This window comes from Acetobacteraceae bacterium (assembly GCA_004843165.1).
GTDB lineage: Bacteria > Pseudomonadota > Alphaproteobacteria > Acetobacterales > Acetobacteraceae.
In genome coordinates, this window is the sequence record CP039459.1 from 1168904 (window position 1) to 1186841 (window position 17938).

General features: G+C 42.6%; 17 protein-coding genes and 1 tRNA gene. 10 read left to right on the top strand and 8 right to left on the bottom strand.

The annotated features are described in order from the left end of the window. Positions 1-35: 35 nt before the first annotated feature. A complete protein-coding gene (locus FAI41_05740) occupies positions 36-560 on the bottom strand; it encodes a hypothetical protein (GenBank protein ID QCE33138.1) in 525 nt (174 codons plus the stop codon). A gap of 254 nt (positions 561-814) precedes the next feature. On the opposite strand from FAI41_05740, the gene FAI41_05745 reads away from it, so the two are divergent. The 3 genes from FAI41_05745 (at position 815) to FAI41_05755 (ending at position 2463) form a co-directional block, all read left to right on the top strand. After that, positions 815-1510, top strand: coding sequence for an ATP-binding cassette domain-containing protein (locus FAI41_05745; GenBank protein QCE33139.1), 696 nt, complete (start codon positions 815-817; stop codon positions 1508-1510). Further along, the gene (locus tag FAI41_05750) at positions 1500-2336 is read left to right on the top strand and encodes a metal ABC transporter permease (GenBank protein ID QCE33140.1); all 837 of its coding nucleotides are present in this window, start codon (positions 1500-1502) and stop codon (positions 2334-2336) included. Before FAI41_05745 ends, FAI41_05750 begins: the two co-directional genes overlap by 11 nt. Before the next feature lie 50 nt (positions 2337-2386). Then, positions 2387-2463: transfer RNA gene (locus tag FAI41_05755), tRNA-Pro, on the top strand. 15 nt (positions 2464-2478) lie between these two features. Here FAI41_05755 and FAI41_05760 read toward each other — a convergent pair. From FAI41_05760 to FAI41_05775, 4 genes are all read right to left on the bottom strand, one after another. Then, positions 2479-3471: a ferrochelatase gene (locus FAI41_05760; protein ID QCE33141.1), complete on the bottom strand. Its 993-nt coding sequence runs from the start codon at positions 3469-3471 to the stop codon at positions 2479-2481. Between the two features lie 7 nt (positions 3472-3478). Then, complete coding sequence (locus FAI41_05765; protein ID QCE33142.1) at positions 3479-4507, bottom strand: aspartate-semialdehyde dehydrogenase; 1029 nt, start codon at positions 4505-4507, stop codon at positions 3479-3481. 53 nt (positions 4508-4560) lie between these two features. Next, the gene (locus tag FAI41_05770) at positions 4561-5211 is read right to left on the bottom strand and encodes a hypothetical protein (GenBank protein ID QCE33143.1); all 651 of its coding nucleotides are present in this window, start codon (positions 5209-5211) and stop codon (positions 4561-4563) included. 139 nt (positions 5212-5350) lie between these two features. After that, a complete protein-coding gene (locus FAI41_05775; GenBank protein ID QCE33144.1) occupies positions 5351-5989 on the bottom strand; it encodes a 2OG-Fe(II) oxygenase in 639 nt (212 codons plus the stop codon). Between the two features lie 207 nt (positions 5990-6196). On the opposite strand from FAI41_05775, the gene FAI41_05780 reads away from it, so the two are divergent. Further along, on the top strand, positions 6197-9013 hold the full coding sequence (locus FAI41_05780) for a 2-oxoglutarate dehydrogenase E1 component (protein QCE33145.1): 2817 nt from the start codon (positions 6197-6199) through the stop codon (positions 9011-9013). A gap of 171 nt (positions 9014-9184) precedes the next feature. Here FAI41_05780 and FAI41_05785 read toward each other — a convergent pair whose 3' ends face one another. Then, complete coding sequence (locus FAI41_05785) at positions 9185-9373, bottom strand: hypothetical protein (GenBank protein QCE33146.1); 189 nt, start codon at positions 9371-9373, stop codon at positions 9185-9187. 82 nt (positions 9374-9455) lie between these two features. Next, positions 9456-10301: a hypothetical protein gene (locus tag FAI41_05790; protein QCE33147.1), complete on the bottom strand. Its 846-nt coding sequence runs from the start codon at positions 10299-10301 to the stop codon at positions 9456-9458. A 712-nt stretch (positions 10302-11013) separates the two neighbouring features. On the opposite strand from FAI41_05790, the gene FAI41_05795 reads away from it, so the two are divergent. The 3 genes from FAI41_05795 to FAI41_05805 all read left to right on the top strand — a co-directional run bounded on the left by FAI41_05795 (position 11014) and on the right by FAI41_05805 (position 14972). Beyond that, on the top strand, positions 11014-12099 hold the full coding sequence (locus FAI41_05795; protein QCE33148.1) for an acetyl-CoA carboxylase carboxyltransferase subunit beta: 1086 nt from the start codon (positions 11014-11016) through the stop codon (positions 12097-12099). Between the two features lie 72 nt (positions 12100-12171). After that, a complete protein-coding gene (locus FAI41_05800; GenBank protein QCE33799.1) occupies positions 12172-13467 on the top strand; it encodes a bifunctional folylpolyglutamate synthase/dihydrofolate synthase in 1296 nt (431 codons plus the stop codon). A gap of 8 nt (positions 13468-13475) precedes the next feature. Next, the gene (locus FAI41_05805) at positions 13476-14972 is read left to right on the top strand and encodes a replicative DNA helicase (protein QCE33149.1); all 1497 of its coding nucleotides are present in this window, start codon (positions 13476-13478) and stop codon (positions 14970-14972) included. A gap of 214 nt (positions 14973-15186) precedes the next feature. On the opposite strand, the gene hmpA is transcribed toward FAI41_05805, so the two are convergent. Then, the gene (hmpA, locus tag FAI41_05810; protein QCE33150.1) at positions 15187-16392 is read right to left on the bottom strand and encodes an NO-inducible flavohemoprotein; all 1206 of its coding nucleotides are present in this window, start codon (positions 16390-16392) and stop codon (positions 15187-15189) included. Positions 16393-16866: 474 nt separating this feature from the next. On the opposite strand from hmpA, the gene FAI41_05815 reads away from it, so the two are divergent. From FAI41_05815 to FAI41_05825, 3 genes are read left to right on the top strand one after another with little or no spacing between them, the layout of a single operon-like run. Beyond that, complete coding sequence (locus tag FAI41_05815) at positions 16867-17256, top strand: hypothetical protein (GenBank protein ID QCE33151.1); 390 nt, start codon at positions 16867-16869, stop codon at positions 17254-17256. A 45-nt stretch (positions 17257-17301) separates the two neighbouring features. Beyond that, entirely contained in the window at positions 17302-17538 is a 237-nt protein-coding gene (locus FAI41_05820) for a hypothetical protein (GenBank protein ID QCE33152.1), read from the top strand. Further along, positions 17535-17873 (top strand): hypothetical protein, encoded by a 339-nt coding sequence (locus FAI41_05825; protein ID QCE33153.1) that lies wholly within the window; start codon positions 17535-17537, stop codon positions 17871-17873. Before FAI41_05820 ends, FAI41_05825 begins: the two co-directional genes overlap by 4 nt. The last annotated feature ends 65 nt before the right edge of the window (positions 17874-17938 follow it).

A 17938-nucleotide genomic window follows, 5' to 3' on the forward strand; every position in this document is an offset into this window, starting at 1 on the left:
TAAAAATTGTCTTCCTTTGCTTTTGAAGAAAGTGCTTAGCCTTTATATGCAGAAATGGCTTCGTTCACACGATTGAGCAGAAGGCTACGATCATGTGGGGTCATTCTTGCAAGGGCACGCTGTTGATTCGTTTCAGGTTTTTTGCCATCAGCCAGTAATTTAAGGTCTGATTTCATCTGAAGGTCTTGCTGATGGCGGACTTTTGGGTCAATCCGTACAGGTGTTTGCAGAGGTTTGCCATTTTTATCGAGGCGGACGGGACCCGGTGCAAGCACGACACCTGTTCTGCCGAGAAATTTTGGTTCATTATCGGCTTTCACGTCCTGCTTTTGCTGGTCATTTGTTTTTGAATCTGCTTGAAGTGGTTTGCCATCTTTGCCAAGACGTACTGGCCCCGGTGCGAGTGCAATACGTGTTTTGCCAAGAAATTTTGGAGCATTATGATCTGCTTCGGCCTGTTGCGCTGTTGGCTGAGCAGAGTCTGCGGCATAGCTACTTCCGGCGAAAAATGCGCCCGAAGAGGCAATCATTGAAATAGATGCAAGCAAGAATTTATTCATTATTGTTTTCCCTTCTAAATTTGGGGCGAGGATAACCCAAAAAATCAGACTTCAATTATACGCTTAATCTATTTCTTCGTATAGCTACCTTAATACGGAGAGTTTTAGAACTTTTAGAAAGAAAATATTCTTGGCTGGATTGAAAAAATTAGGTTTGGTAGAAGTAAGACGCAATATTTTAAAATAGAGACTTAAAATAAGATTATATTTTAACATTGATCTTTCTTCTTAATTAAGGGAGCAGATGTCATCGCATGGAATTGTTCTCAAAGAAGACTGTAGAAACACTAGGCCCTCAAGATATTTCTCTTGAAATGTCTCATTTCTCAATTTTTTATAAGCAGACATGTGTTTTTAAAAAAGATTCTTTTAAGACCTCTTTGTCAGGCTGGACATGGCTTCATGGGGGAAATGGGAGCGGAAAAAGTACGTTTATTCGTGCAATGCTTGGGCTTTTGCCCCATTGTAAAGGCCAATTGTGTTTATTGGGGAAATCGCCTCAAAAAGCGCGTTGTCATATTGGCTATATGCCTCAAAAACGTGAGGAGAATGCCCTTTTCTTGCCAACTTTAAGCCATGTTGAAAGTGCCATTCCTGCAAGATTTGGTTTTTTTGGTGCTGCGCAAAGAAAGAAAAAAGCAGAATCTCTTTTAATGGAATGTGGTGCAGCCCATTTGGCCAACCGGCCTTTAAAAGTGCTTTCTGGGGGAGAGCGCCAGAAAGTGGCATTAGCACAGGCCATTGCAGGAGACCCTGCCTTATTGATTTTAGATGAGCCTTTTATTGCCTTGGATCACAGGGCACGAACAGAAATTGTTGATTTGTTGCTTTCCCTTGAAAAAAAACGGCATATAGGCATTTTCTTAGCTACCCATGAGGGGATGGATCTTCTCCCTAAAATGCGCCGAGATCTCTATCTGAGAGAAGGAAGTCTCTTTGATGTCCCATGAGTTGATCTTTAATGCGCTTCTTGGCAGTTTTTTTATTGCAATGCTGGCCGGTGTTTTGGGTTGGCTCATGTTGTTGCGTGGACAGGCTTTTGCGGCGCATGCCCTGCCAGATATTGGTTTTAGCGGTGCTTCTGTTGCTTTAGTCTTTGGTTTTAATCCTATTATTGGCCTTATCCTTGCATCGTTGGGCGGAGCGTGGATTATGGAAGGGTTGGGTTTTTATGAAAAAAAACGCGATATTACCATAGACCAAAGTGCGGCAGACCGTTTAACAGGTCTTGTTCTTGCTGGAAGTTTAGCCGTGGGGATGGGGGTTCTTGAAGCTGCGCACGCCCCAGAAGCCGATACGATTGAGCTTCTTTTTGGTGGACTTATGCATCTTTCCGTTGAGACTTTGTGGTTTCTTGGGGGGCTGAGTCTTTTTTGTCTTGCGGGTTTGTTTTGTTTGTATCGTCCGCTGCTTTTTGCTGCAATTTCTCCTGAAATGGCAACGGCAAGGGGTGAAAATGCTTGGTGGGTTGGCGCAGGTTTTATGACATTAGCGGCGCTTGGTTGTGCTATTTGTGCAGAAATTTCGGGCGCATTGCTGGCATTTAGTTTGATTATTGGTCCGGCTTCGGGGGCTTTTATGTTGAATCTTTCACCCTTCAAAGGGATGATTTTTTCAGTGCTAGGTGCTTTATTCCTAAGCTGGGGAGGGATTGTTTTATATTGCCTGACAGGCTGGCCCCCAGCCTTTTGGATTGGGATTGGTGCCAGTTTTTGTTATGGGTTGGGATTGTTAGGGCGGCAATATTTTGGCCGGAGCATAAATTTAACGCATTAAGCTCTTGCATCGGAATCCTAAATGGCGTTAGGAAGAGACATTCTTGCTGTCGGAGCGTAGCTCAGCCTGGTAGAGCGCTACGTTCGGGACGTAGAGGCCGGAGGTTCGAATCCTCTCGCTCCGACCATTGCAAGGCTCAGGCCTAAAAAGAAGCTCTTATTTTTTGAATTAATTTTTCCAAGAGATCAATACTTTCCTGAGAATCATTCAGGCAGGGAATAAGTGCAAAATTCTCGCCGCCTTCTGCCAAGAAAATTTCTTTTATTTCTCTTCCCAATTCGTCAAGCGTTTCAAGACAATCTGAGAAAAAGCCAGGCGCCATGATCACAAGATGTTTTGTTCCTGTTCTTGCAAGCTCTTTGACGACATCAATTGTATAAGGTTTGAGCCATTCTGCCGCCCCGAAACGGGATTGATAGGTTAGGATCATCTGCTGTTCGCTCATGTGCATTTTTTGGCGTAATTTTTGAGCCGTTAAGGCGCAATCTGTTGGGTAGCGGTAATCTTTGATAGCCATTTTACGTGGAATGCCATGGAAAGAAAGCAGAATTTTTTCCGGCGTAAAAGTGAGTGAATTCAATGCACGTTTAAGGCTTAGCGTAAGCGCCGTAATATAATCCTCATCTCCAGCAAAGCTGGGCATCGTGAGGATTGCCGGCTGATTGGTCAGCGTGCGTAAATATTTAAAAATAGCATCTTGGGCACTTGCTGAAGTGGAGGCAGAATATTGAGGGTAGAGTGGCAGAAATAAAATTCGGTGGCACCCTTTAGCTTGCAACGCTTTAATCTTTTGAGGAATGGAAGGCATGCCGTAACGCATGGCCCACTCAACCTGCACCTCTTCATCAGGAAATCTTTGTTTGAGAAGTTCTGCTTGCCGTCTTGTAAAAAAACGCAAGGGGCTGCCATCTTTTGTTTCGTCCCAAATGCGCTGATAATTTTTTCCCGTCACAAAGGGGCGCCGAGGTAAGATCATCAGGTGAAGAATGATCCGCCAAAGGATGGGATTGATATTGACGATACGCCGATCAGAAAGAAATTCTTTCAAATAGCGTCGAATAGGGAAATAGCCTGTGGCTTCAGGCGTTCCTAAATTGATTAAAAGAATACCAACTTTTGACGGACGAGATGACATAAAACCCCTATTTTGATTTTAGGGGGAGCTTTTTTTCTGCCAGCAAATATTCAGCAATTTGAATCGCATTGAGTGCCGCCCCCTTGCGTAGATTATCAGAAGCGCACCAAAAAGAAAGCGTGTTTTCAGCGCTCGGATCAAGGCGCAGGCGAGAGATATAGACTTCATCTTCCCCAACGACGTCAATAGGCGTGATATACCCGCCATCTTCGAGACGGTCCATGACGATGATACCGGGCATTTTTTTAAGGACATCACGGGCTTTTTTAAGGTCTGGCTTTGATTTGCAGGTGACATTGACCGCTTCGCTATGGCCGATAAAGACGGGTACGCGGACACATGTTGCATGAAGGCGCAGATCCGGATCCAGAATTTTACGGATTTCGACTTCCATTTTCCATTCTTCCTTGGTGCGTCCGTCTTTTAGAAAATCGTCAATATGGGGAATGAGGTTAAAGGAAATCTGTTTTGGAAAAATTTCGGCTTTGATCTCATCATTGACGAAGGTTTTTTTTGTTTGATTATAAAGCTCATCCATTGCGGCTTTACCGGCACCTGAAACAGATTGATAGGTTGAGACAACGACACGTTCAATCCCAAAAGCATCATGAAGTGCTTTGAGAGGGAGGGCAATCTGTGCTGTTGAGCAATTCGGATTGGCAACAATATTGCGAGGAATTTTGTTTAAAGCCTTTGGATTAACTTCAGGGATAACCAAAGGTATGTCATGTTCCATTCGGAAATGGCTGGAATTATCAATGACAAGACAGCCGGCTTTTGCGGCAATTGGGGCATATTTGGCAGAGTCCTGTGCGCTGGTTGCAAAGAGGGCAACATCCCAGTCGGAGAAATCAAACTTTTCAATATTTTGAAGCGTTAAGACATCGTTTTCGCCAAAGGAGACCTGGTGTCCTGCGCCACGGGCAGAACATAAGGCGGCGATTTTCCCGATGGGAAAGTCACGTTCAGCAAGGATTCTGAGCATTTCTCTGCCAACGACACCACGTGCCCCAGCAACCACAACATTTAATTTCACGTTTTTTTCCTAGAATTATTTTTGTTAATGATGAGTTTAATTAAAAGGGAAGATTAAGATTTTCCCTTGTGGAGAACGAGTTCAGGCGAGAGTTCGAGATCACTGCTTTGCACAAGATGTCCGTCTTTAGGATCAGGGGAGTTATGGCTGACGAAACTTCTGGTAATTTTAGGCAGGTCACAGGACTGACCCATATCAATATGTCGGGCAAGGCGATCCATTGGATTAATCACAGAAAGCAGATGTTTGTTTGAAATGTCAATTTCGTCAATATCCGTATAGGCCTCGCAATCAGGTGCAGCATGACCTTGATGCCGAAGATAGCGCAAATAAGAGTGCCCGTAGAGAATTTGCGGAATTTTCCGAGGATGTCCTTTTTTGTCATATTCAAAATAGAGAACATTGACGAGCCAATAGTAATTTTGTTGATCCGCCTTTAGGGGAAGCCAGAAATCCCGGTTACTAAAGGCTGCACGGGTGACATGGTTATATTCTTGAGAGACTTTGATAAGGCTACGTTCTTCATTCCATGAAAGATGAACAGCATTTACATGGATATTGTCGTCATCATATTCTTTGTCAAAGAAATCCTGCTCGTCTTTCATGCTGGGGCGGAAAGGAATATCACTCAGCCAAGTGAGAACGACATAATTCCCCTCACTGCTGTTAAGTGTGGATTTTAAAATATCCGCTTTTGCGGGCACACAAGTGCCAATAGCGAAAAAGAAGCCTGCTAAAAAAAAACTCGAAAGGCTAGATGTTTTATAGAGAGGGAGAAATCTTAAAAATTTTAAAAAAGAGGCCATATTTCTAGCTTTGTTTAAAGGGTTAGAAAAAGAGTTTTTAAGCACGATGCCATTTTTTCCATTGTGCAGAAAGAGCATGGCGCTTCATTTCGAACCATGCCTTCCAAGAATGGTGCATATAGTTGAGCTGGATAGTTCGGCGTTGTCCTTCATAAGGGAGGTGGCCGTGCCAGCTGTGATCTGTATTGGGAAAAATAACAAGAGTTCCCCCTGTCGGCACGATCATTTCATTGGGAGAGCAGGGCGTTAAAAGATTTTGAGGATGGGGGCCATTTAAAAAACGCAAACATCCTTTCCCCTCCTGCCATTCCTGTTCCGGTGCATTGAAATAAAGCAGAATAGTTACGGCTTTACTTTTAGAGTCACAGTGGATTTTTCCATCGCAAGCACGTGTCTGTCCACGAAGCGTCAAAAGTTTTGGGGGATTTTTCAGAGAAAGGTTAAATTTCTTGAGAATTTCCTGCTGAAGCTTTTCTCCCTGAAATTCCAAAAGCATCTGTTGGAAAAGGGGGGGATGACGAAAGGAAAAGGCAGGGAAGGAACCACCAGAAGAAATTTTTGGGAAAAGGGGTAAAAGTTTTTTCAAATATGGCGGTTTGATAAAATCTTTTACGATAAGATGAGGGGTGGGATGTGTGCGCAGTTGCGCAGCACGTAGGGCATCATAATTAAACATTGTTGAGACTAAGCACAGGTGCAGAATTTTGGCATAAAATGCTTTTACTTCTACAGCCTAATGTTATGATTTTTCTCCATATCTGTGGGCATGTGTCGGCAGTTTCACAAATTATTTTTAAATATAGGGGAAAATAGAAGGAAAATAAAAATTTAATGCTAATATATTTTAGAACCTTTTCAAGAAGCGCAAGGGAGGAAGGTCATTTTGACAAAAGTGGAAATGCAAAAACAGCTGAATATACCCAAGAAACCAATTCAGCCTTTATCTTCTTCCGCCGAAAAGCAACCGAAAAAAGAGATTGATCTTTTAGGAGGGGCAAATGCGCTTTACCTTGAAAATTTAGAATCTGATTCTCAAAATGATCCTGCTACTTTTCAGCCTTTTCCCCCGATTGCACCGCAAAGAAATATTTTCCAGCTGCCGCAAGCCTGTATTGAAAATGATGTCGATATTTGGCGGCGCTATGGCTGGCGAACGGTTCAGCTTGATCCTTTAGAACGTAAGAAGATACCGGATGTCCTTTTGCCTTTGATGGAAAAGGCTTCTGCTAATCTTCAACATTCAGATTCTGCCCTATTGAAATTGCTGCGTAATGCCTATGGGAAATATATTGGCGCAGAATTTATGCATTTGGAAAATCCAGAGGAACGGCAATGGTGGATTGACCGTTTTGAGTCTTCTTCCCAAAGAGAAGTGCCGCTTCTTTCCTCAAAAGAAATTTATACCTCCCTTTACAAGACAGAGTTTTTTGAAAAATTTTGTCATAGGCAATTTCCTGCATTGCGCCGTTTCTCTTTGGAAGGAAGTGAATCTCTAGCCGTTGCCATTCAGGCTCTCATGAAAGGATTTACACTTTCCGGCGGAGAGGAGCTGATTGTCGGTCTCTCTCACAGAGGGCGGGTTAATTTGCTAGGCGGCACTTTAGGGGCCGGGTGGGAGTGTATCTTTGGGGAATTTCTTTCAAAGGAAGCGCCTGAAGGTTTTGCTGGCGGAGGCGACGTTAAATACCATCTTGGCTTTCAAAGTGAGATTGGTTTTGAGAATCTTAAAGAGACGCTTGCTGTTACGATTTTGCCAAACCCCTCCCATCTTGAGGCTGTCGATGCGGTCAGTCTTGGATATGTGCGGGCAAAACAGGATTTAAAATCTGTTAAAAGCAAAGAAAAATATGCGGCTTTATTGATTCATGGCGATACCGCTTTTGCGGGGCAAGGCGTTGTTTATGAATCTTTTCAGATGAATCAGCTTTCTGGCTATAAGACCGGCGGTACGATTCATGTGATTGTGAATAATCAGGTTGGTTTTACGCTTTCTCCGGAAGAGGCTTATTCAGGCTCAAGCTGTGCGAGTTTGGGGAAGGCTTTTGAAATTCCGATTTTGCATATTAATGCGGATCATCCAGAAGAGATTGTGAAAGCCATGCAGTGGGCTGTTGCATGGCGCCAGACTTATCAAAGAGATATTATTATTGATCTGATCGGTTATCGCCGTTTGGGACATAATGAAACAGATGACGCTTCCTTTACTCAGCCTTTGGCTGTTGAGGCCATCCGCAATCATCCAGGTGTTGTTCAAAAATATGCACAACAGGTTTTTGCGACAGGTGCTCTCTCAGAAAATGAGGCAGAGGTGATTAAAAGCCATGTGTGTAAGGCTCTTGAAGAATCTTTAGAGGCGGCCAGAAAAGCGGAAAAGGAAAAAGAGAGAAAGCGCTTATTTCTTACGCCATCCTATGAGGGAAGTGCCAGCATGCGTGATGATAGAGCGCCTCGTATTCAGCCGATGACAGGAATTCCTTTCGAACGCATTCGCCGAATTTTAAGTGTTTTTGATCCTGAAAAAATTGCTGAAATCTGGCCAGGAAGCCGTATCTCTCCTCGTCTGTCTCGTTTTTTGGCGGAACGTAAAACAATTAGAGATTCCTTAGAGGTGAAAGCGTTTCAAGGCGAAATGAGTGATGCCATTACTTTAGATTGGAGCACAGCAGAGGCATTAGCTTTAGGCAGTATTGTGCTAGATGGGCATGGTGTTCGGCTGGCAGGAGAGGATAGTGCCCGAGGCACTTTTAGCCATCGTCATTTGCTCACGACAGATCAAGAGAGCGGCGAGCGTTTTTCATTGCTGGGAAAACTAGGATACCAGCAAGGACGTGTTGAAATTGTCGATAGTTTGCTTTCTGAATATGCTGCGATGGGCTTTGAATATGGTTATGGGTTAGGGGACCCGAATATTCTTGGCATTTGGGAGGCACAATTCGGTGATTTTGCGAATGGTGCACAAATTATTATTGATCAATTTATTGTCTCTGGCGAAGAAAAATGGAATCAGCTTTCGAGTTTGGTACTCTTGCTTCCGCATGGCCATGAAGGTGGAGGGCCTGAACATAGTTCAGCGAGGATAGAGCGTTATTTACAACTTGGGGCACAGAATAATGTTCGGATTTGTATGCCTTCAAGTCCAGCCAGTTATTTTCATCTTTTGCGTCGTCAAAAAACACGGCGTTGCCCGAAACCGTTAATTTTATTCTCGCCGAAATCTCTCTTGCGCCGTAAGGCCGCCCGTTCTGCTTTAAGAGAAATTGGTCCGCATACACGCTTTGAGCCAATTCTAAGAACGCAATCAGGAGAAAAACTCAAGCAAAGCCGCCGCTTGATCCTTTGCAGTGGTAAAATCTTTTATGATTTGGAGGAGGCTTTAGAAAAAGAAAAAATAAAAAATGTCGGCTTTTTGCGTTTGGAACAGTTTTATCCTTTTCCGTTGCAAGATTTAATTACGGCATTACAAGCGTGTGATGTTTTACAGGAAATTGTTTGGGTACAGGAAGAGCCTGAAAATATGGGGGCACGTTCTTTCATTCTGCCTTGGATTTTAGAAGCGCTGCAACGAGCCGGCAAAGAAACAGTAAAGTTGTATGATGTTGCCCGTACACCGACTTCCGGGGTGGCTTCAGGCTGGATAGAAACGCATCAAAAAGAGCAGCGGGAAATTGTGGTCAAGGCCTTTGGGAGATTTTCGCCCTAAGTCGCAGCAGATAAAAATTTATCAAATTCAGCATAATCTTTTGCACGCTCACTTCTATTTCTGTGGGTTAGCGGATCAATACTAAACTCTTTAATATATCTACTTCATTTGCCATAAGTATTACTTAAAAAAATAGCGTCCTAATAGACGCTATCTTATTGCATTTTTTTATTAGCAAATATTTGCTAAAAATTCTGATGAGACAAATTCTGATATTTCAGTTTTTTGATCTGGTTTCCGCTTTATTAGCTTATCTCTCAGATCAAAAATCTTATTTTGAGCCTCAAAAACATCAATTTTTCCCATTCTAAAATCATAAATTACATGAGACATCTGGTTCATTTCAATATCATTATACATTAATACCATTATCTTTTTACCTCAAAAGAAAGAAAGGGCAGGAAAAACCTGCCCTTTTAGAGATTGGATTTTTAGTCTGCTTTTAGAGAAGGTAGGTATCATCCTCTGCATGTTGTTTCCGCAAGCTTTTTAGGGACAAGCCGTAAGAGAGAGCCACAAAGCCGAGCATGAGGAGCTCAAGTGCAATTAAAAGCCCTAAAAATTGCAAGCTGGCACCGTTAAGATTGAGAAACAAAACAACACCAAGTAAGGTCGTAACAATTCCCCCCACGAGAACCCAAAGATGACCAGGCGCATGACGGGTATGAATGGCCACAAAAACCTGTCCGATACCGGAGAAAATGAAAAGTGCTCCGAGGCAGGCCGTAACAAAAATAGCGCCGTCAACAGGCTGGACGCACATAAGTAGTCCACCGATGAGCAAGCAGGCACCTGTTAAAATGCTTTCCCAGCGCGGATGATGCGGTTTGAGATGATAGGCAGCTGTATGCACAAATCCTACGGTTAGTTGAGCAACCCCGGCAAGAATGAGGAAAATACCGAGAAAAACGGTACTTGCGAGGGTTAGGCCAACAGGAGAGGAGAGTGCAAGAAGGCCAAGAAGGCATAAAACGGCACCACTGCCGATAAACCAATTAGGATTCACTTTGATCATGGAGGCAATTTCTGCCTTAAGCATGTCGGCGTGTGCGTCAGAATTGTTAAGAAGGGTCATCAAAAACTCCAGAGAGCAGGTTACAAAGCAGATGCTCTTTAATAAAAAATGAAAAAGCAGAGCCAATATTAAAGAGGATAATACGAAAATGAAGTAAAGAAAATAATTACGGCTTTTTATGAAAATAAAAATAAATTTTTTGTAAGACAGAGCAGAACAAAGCCGCCGGAAATGCATATAGAAGAATAAGGGTAAAAGCTTTAAGACCTGCAAAAATAATCCAAGCGAGCGCTACAAAACAAATCAGTGCGATATAAAAAAAATGAAGTAATGGCTTTTTTGATGAAATAAACGGAGAGAGCTTTTTCCCATGCCAAAGTGAGAAAAAAAGGACCCATCCGATAAAAATAAAAAAGAAGATCATTCTTTAATGTAGCCTTTTTACTTCTTTTTTAAGAAAATGCCATTGAGATCTAAACTATAAAGCCCGATCCTGAAAAAGAGAACTCTTCTTTCTAAGGGTGGGAATTTTAGATGTATATGCATAGACTCATTGTCTTGGACTCATTGTCTTGTTTTACTTTTAATCTCAATAGATCTTGGGAAAAGGGAAAAGGCAATGAGGAATGAAAATTTTAGGCTTTATCTGAATTTTATTGAAATTGACGGAAACGATTCGATAGCGCATGAGGAACGTATTATGTCGCTTTATGCGTGGAGACGGATTGAGAAAATAGTGAGAATACAGGCGGCTTGTTGCAAGCTGTGATTTTAAGCGACAAAGGAGAGAGAATTTTTTACAAAGAGGGTGGTTTTTAGCAACAATTAGGAAGAGGGTTCTTTCCCTTTTCTGCACTTTTGGCTATGGTGCAACTCCATATGTAAAATTTTCGCACGGTAATTTGGTTAGAATTCAGGGTAATTTTAATACAAGTGAGTGACGTGCAAATGATCTGTAAAACGGGAAAAAGGCTGGATTTAACGGATGACATGGCTAACTGAATATGTGCGCCCAAAGGTAAGGGGCTTGTTCCAGCGTGATGTGCCTGAAAACCTTTGGACGAATTGCCCAGGCTGTTCGCAAATGTTGTTGGTCAAAGATCTCGATCGCATTCTTAAAGTATGTCCACATTGCGGCCATCATTTAAAAGCGAATGTCGAGGAACGTCTCAAATGGACTTTTGATAAGGGCGAATACAAACTTGTTGAGCTTCCGGATGCGCCTTTAGATCCACTTGCTTTCAGGGATTCCAAAAAATATACAGATCGTCTGGCACAGGCGAGAGCGAAATCGAAACTGAAAGATTCCTTGGTTGTCGCAACGGGTGAGATTTCAGGTGAAAAGGCTGTTGTCGCCGTCATGGCGTTTGAATTTATGGCCGGCACGATGGGAGCCGCTTTGGGAGAAGCTTTTTTAGCCGCTTGCCATTACGCCGTTGTTCATCATCTGCCATTGATTATTTTCACCACTTCTGGCGGTGCAAGAATGCAGGAAGGTGTGATTAGCTTGATGCAGATGCCAAGAACGACTCTTGGTGTTCAGATGCTGCATGAAGCGAGTCTTCCTTATATTGTTGTTTATACCGACCCGACAACAGGAGGGGTTTCAGCCTCTTTTGCAATGTTGGGGGATATTCAGATTTCTGAACCTAAAGCTTTGATCGCTTTTGCAGGGCCACGTGTTATCCGTGATACCGTGCGTGAAGAACTGCCAGAAGGTTTCCAGAGGGCAGAATATTTGCAAGATCACGGTATGGTGGATCAAATTGTCGCACGTCCGGATTTGCCTGCTTATCTCGGTAAACTGATTTCTTTCCTCAAGCCTGCGGATCTGGAAAAACAGCAAAGAAAGCTTGCTTTAATCGAAAAAGATGAGATTTCCGTCTTTTCGACTTATACAGCTCTTCTTCCAGAAGGTTTTGAATATGAAACGGTGCCGGTTGCTTTAGAGGAAGTCTCTTTCGAAGAGGTAGAGGACGCATCAAAAGAAACGAAAAAAGAGAAGAAGTCCAAAGAAAAAAAGAGTAAGAAAAAGGATAATTCTAAAAAAGTGGCAAAAAAAGGTTCTTAATTGAAAGAAATTAAAGCGTCTTTGAAAGGGCCGAGCAATGATTTGCTTGGCCTTTCTTTGCGTTCTCAAGAGATTTTAGAACGCATTAAAAAACTTTATCCTAGCCTTATTGACCTTTCTCTCGGCCGTTTGGAAAAATTGCTGGAGAAATTGGGGCGTCCACAAGATCACCTACCGCCTGTTTTTCATGTTGCCGGTACGAATGGCAAAGGCAGCACATGTGCCTTTTTGCGGGCAATGGGAGAATCTGTCGGATTGAGGGCGCATGTTCTGACGAGCCCGCATCTTATCTCTTTAAATGAGCGTTTTCGGATTGCAGGGAAGTTGGTCGATAATGCGACCTTAGAAGAGGCTCTTGCTGAAATTGAAATAAAAAATGCCGGAGCGCCGATTACTGTTTTCGAAGTACTGACGGCGGTTGGTTTTCTTTTATTTTCTCGAACACAAGCAGATTTTACCATTGTCGAAGTAGGAATGGGCGGAAAATTTGACGCTACCAATCTCGTAAATCCTGCGGTTTGCTTAATAACGCCTATCAGTTATGACCACCAAAATTTTTTAGGGGACAAGCTTTCTGGGATTGTTGCTGAAAAGGCAGGCATTATTAAAGAAAATATTCCTGTCTATGCTGGCAAACAGGTGCAAGAAGCCTTGGTTGAAATTGAAAAAGCGGCACAGAGCGCTCATGCTCCTTTAGAAATTTTAGGTCAAAATTTTAAAGTTTCTTTTAAAAAAGATCAGCAATCATGGATTTTTTTAGATGAGGATTCAGAGATTTCTCTGCCTTTTCCTGCCTTGAAAGGGTTACATCAAATTGAAAATGCGGCACTGGCAATCGCCGCTTTTAAAAATGTTTTCCCGCAATACAGCCCTAAAGCCTTTGAGGGAATTGCAGTGGCAAAATGGCCTGGGCGTTTACAGCAGTTGACAGGAAAATTAAAAAATTTAATTCCAGAAAATTGGGAGCTCTGGCTGGATGGTGCGCATAATCCGCATGGTGCCGAATTCTTAGGTAAAATGTTTCAATCTTGGAAAGAGGAATCTCCGAATCAGAAAATCTATGTCATTTTAGGATTAAAAGAAGGTAAAAAAGCGTCTGAAATTTTAGTACCGCTTTTGCCTTGGGGGGATAAAATTTTATTGGTTTGTGAAGAGAACCAATATTTGGCTCAGACGGTCACCGCCATGCATCAGGAGCTGGAGCCAATGGGAGAGACCGTTTCGATAGAGGAGGCGGCAAGTGTTCGAGCTGCTTTGCAAAAATTGGCTCTGGAAAATAGATCTCTTCAAAAGAATCGAATTGTGATTTGTGGTAGTCTCTATCTTGCCGGTGAAGTTTTACGGCAAGATGGTTTTGAAATGGTATAGGAGGAAAGATGGAAAAGACAGCGACTGCAGGGCAGGCGAACGTTTTTTTTTCTGAAAATGATGATTCCTCTCAAGCGCAGAATCGACCTACCCCTGCAAATATTCCGGCAGAACAGGCACTTTTAGGGGCAATTTTTACAAATAACCGTGCCTATGAACGGGTTCAATCTTATTTGGAAGGCCGCCATTTCGCCCATGAAGTCCATGGCGAAATCTATGATGCGATGGCACGCCGAATCAATGGCGGGCAATTAGCTGATCCAATTACGATGCGTGCGGAATTGGAGCATAGCGATATTTTAAAAAATGTCGGTGGCTATGCCTATGTGGTTGAGCTTGTGAATGCGATGGTCGGGATTATCAATGCCGATTCCTACGGTCAAATCATTCATGATTGCTGGATGCGTCGCCAGCTTATTGAAATTGGTGAAAAAACGGTTAACGGGGCCTTTGAAAGCAACCCTGATTATAATGGTGAAATCCAACTTGGGCAGGCGGAAGAGGCTTTATTCCAGTTGGCACATAGTAAAGGGCAGGATGAAAGATGCGTTGATTTCTCCATCCTTTTAAACCGTGTTGTTGAAACAGCCGTTGAGGCCTCCCAACGGGGGGATCAGCTTTCGGGTCTGACAACAGGTTTTCGGGATTTGGATAAGAAAACCGGCGGCTTTCACCGCTCAGATTTAATTATTTTGGCTGGTCGCCCCGCAATGGGAAAAACTGCCTTGGCAACAAAAATGGCTTATCGTGCGGCACGTCACTTAGAGCAAACAGCTGCAGGCAAAGAAAAAAGAGGGCGTGTCCTTTTTTTCTCCGCAGAAATGTCCGCAGAGCAACTTGTCACCCGTATTCTTTCCGATGAGGCCAGCATCGTTGCAAGTGAATTGCGTAAGGGCAATATTAAAGAAAAAGATTTAGAGAATTTTATTCGGGCTGCTAGAAGATTGGAACATTTGCCCTTAAGCATTAATGATGCCTCGACCCCGCCTTTATCCATGATCCGTACCTATTGCCGTAAAGTGCAGCGTACCCAAGGTCTTGATCTGGTCATTGTCGATTATTTGCAGTTTATTGAACCGGCTGTCGGGACAAAATTTACCAATACGGTGGATAAAACATCTGCCATTTCAAGACAGTTAAAAGCACTTGCCAAAGAAATGGATGTGCCTGTCGTTGCGCTTTCCCAGCTTTCCCGTGGTGTGGAGCAGCGTGAAGACAAACGGCCTATGATGTCCGATTTGAGGGATTCAGGTTCGATTGAGCAGGATGCGGATATGGTGATGTTTGTGTATCGAGATGAATATTATCTTAAACAGAGAGAGCCAAAAGATACGCAGGAAGATTACGCTGCTGCCCTTGTGGAATGGCAAAATAAAATGGAAAAAGTAAGTAATAAGGCCGATCTTATTATCGAGAAAAACCGTCATGGATCGACTGGTACCATTCCGCTTTATTTTGATGGGCAGTTTACACGTTTCGATGATCTTGACGAGATTCACGCTTAAGCGCTTCATTAAGGGGGAATAGGCACTATTTCGACTATGATACTCGGCTCATTATCCTCAAGATAAATCGCCTCCGTTTCTCGCCAAAACAGCACATCTTCCCGTCTTACTGAAGCGCTTTTGGGATTTCGGTTATCAAAAAAAAGCGTTTTGAAAAGCAGTTATAAAAAAGCCCCGATTTTAACGGGGCTTTTTGTTGCTTTATGCATTTTAGTTAGGAAACAGCTAGTTCTGCATCCGTGATAGAGCCAAAAAGCTCATAGCGGAGTTGTTCCTGTTTTAAGCCTTGTGCTTTGAGCGCCTTAATGACTGCAAGGGTGAAGTCTTTTGGACCGCAAATATAGCAGATTGCATTGGCTGGAATGGCATCTTTAAAGAAGGCTTCGGAAACACGTCCTTCATAGGTGTTTACATTTTCAGCCTCAGGGGATTTTTCGCCTTTCGTATAGAAAATATCGGCTGTTAATTTGCCTTCTCCTGCGAGTTTGCGGATATGTTCGCCAAAGGCTTCTGTTTCCTGCGTGCGGGTAGAATGGATGTAACGCAATTTTTCTACGGAAGATTGAGCTGCCAGTGCGCCAACCATAGAAATCATTGGCGTAAGGCCAGAACCGCCAGAAATTAGAGCGATAGGCGCATCGGAATGCTGGAGGGTAAAATCGCCTGATGGATCGCTAAGTTCAAAAATGACGCCTTCTTTAACGCTATGATTGAACCATTCGGACACAACGCCATCTTTCACGGTACGAATAGTAAGGCGGTAAAATTCTTCATTCGGGGTAGAGGAGATGGAATAGTTGCGGCGTTGAGAACCGTGTCCTTCAATTTCTAATTTAAGACCTAGATACTGGCCCGGCTTGTGTTTGAGAACGGGCTTGCCATCGACAGGAAGCAATTTGAAAGATTTCATATCTTCGCATTCCTGTTTAATTTCAGCGACTTTAAATTGACGCCAGCCACGCCAACCGCCTTGTTGCTGCGCATGTTCTGTATAAATTTCGGCCTCACGTTCAATCAAAACATCGGCTAGGAACCAATAGGCCTCGCCCCATGCATCAAGAATCTCTTTTGTTGCTTTGTCGCCAAGGACGATTTTAAGTGCTTTGATAATCGCTTTTGCAACATAATCATAATGTTCTTTGTAGATATTGAGACTAACATGCTTTTCTGCAATGCGCTCAATCATGCTTTTTAGGGCAGAAGGATCTTGGATATGCTGGGCATAAACAAGCAAAGCCGTTGCAAGAGATTTGGGCTGAGAACCGTCTTTTTGGTGGGAAAGATTAAAGAGATCCGCAATTTCTTTATCTGCCAACAGATTTTTATAGGTTTCTTTGGCGATATCGATCCCATGCACCTCAAGCGCAGGAATACAAGCAGTAACAATCTCAATCGTTTTTTGACTTAGAGGCTTAGGCATATCCTAACTCCTTTTAATTTCTAATTAGGATGATAGATTAGCGAATTAAATACGCAAATGAAATACTTATTCTATGCTATGGGGTAATCTACTTCCCCAATTTTCAGAAATTCATTTTAGCATTATTTTGAACCCCCGTGCCCCCTTATCGGCACGGGGTTTTTAGATTTAACTTAGAAATAAAATAGAGATTAAAATGATAGAAGATGACGCATGGGAATATCCCATAGGCGGGCCGTGCGGCTGGATGTGGCGGCGCGCAAAAGAAAAGAAACTAGCACAGGATTTTAATCCCAACCATCTCCCCACCGGATAGCCTGACAGCACAGGCGGACGATTTGCTAAAAAGAGGGCGGCGGAGAGCAGAGCGAATTTTCTGCTGAAAATAAAAAGGAGGATAAAGCTTATTTAAAAGATGCGATTTATCCGGCAGCGGAGCCTTTTGATTTTTTACCGACCCCATCAGCGGCAGGTTTGAAAATTTTAAAAGGCTTAAAGCTTGCTTATGGTTTTTCCGAAGAAACACTGGCGTTTCTCGCTAAATTTCTTGCCGAAGAGGAGGGTAAAAAGGCGCTTGCGGCTGCCCCCAAGAATGTTCTGAAAGAAGAAAAAACGCTTTCAAATTTCTTTGACAAGAAAGGCAAAGCCTCTTCTCCAAAAGAGTATGTCAATAAATATGCAGATAAAAGCAAAGCAGAGACAAAGTTAGCGGAAAGAGAGAAGAAATTTTCTCAGAAGAATCTTCATGCCTTGGAGAATATTCGATTACGTTCCTCTTTAGAAGAACATGAAAATGCAGGTGGACATATGCTAAAAGAGCATGGTGCGCGCAATAATGAGGGGCTAGCAGAAAGATTTAATTAGCCTAATGCACCTAAAACTTCTTCTTGCTTTGAAACTAATCACCTCATGCAGGAGAGTGCTGAAAAGGCGATTAAGGATAACGCACAAGAAATTCATGACTGGCTTAATGAGCCGAATTTGAAAGAAGATCTCGAAATAGATGTCAAAATGCCCCAAAATATCGGTCGCTCTATGCGCAAAAGCGATCGAAAGATAATTTATAAGAAAGAAGCCAAGTTTATTTTAAGGAAAAATGCCAAGATGGCGGAAGGTTTTAATTTTATAACAGGATTTCCAAAATGATTATGAACAAACAAAAATGGAAAGAAAGATTTCCAAAACTTGTCAATCTCCTTGGCTGTCAGTTTTGTCAGGATTTTTTTCTTTATGGGACGACAATAGAGGAATTGACACATGATTATGTTTCTCGCTCAGGCCAAGAGAGCGCAACAAGAGTTATTTCCGAAATAAATCAACTGATTTCTTTAATGGAAAAAGGTGAAGTCAATCCAGACCAATTTTTAGAAGAGATTCGGGAGGAAACAATTCCAAACTATGATCATCTTTCTACGCTAGAATATTTTGAGGCTATTCAAGAGGCTTTAGAAAAAAACTTCCAAGAAATTTATCGAAAATAAATCGTACATATTTCAAAAAAAGCCAGCACTTTTCTGCATTAGATTATTTTAAACATATTCGGAAA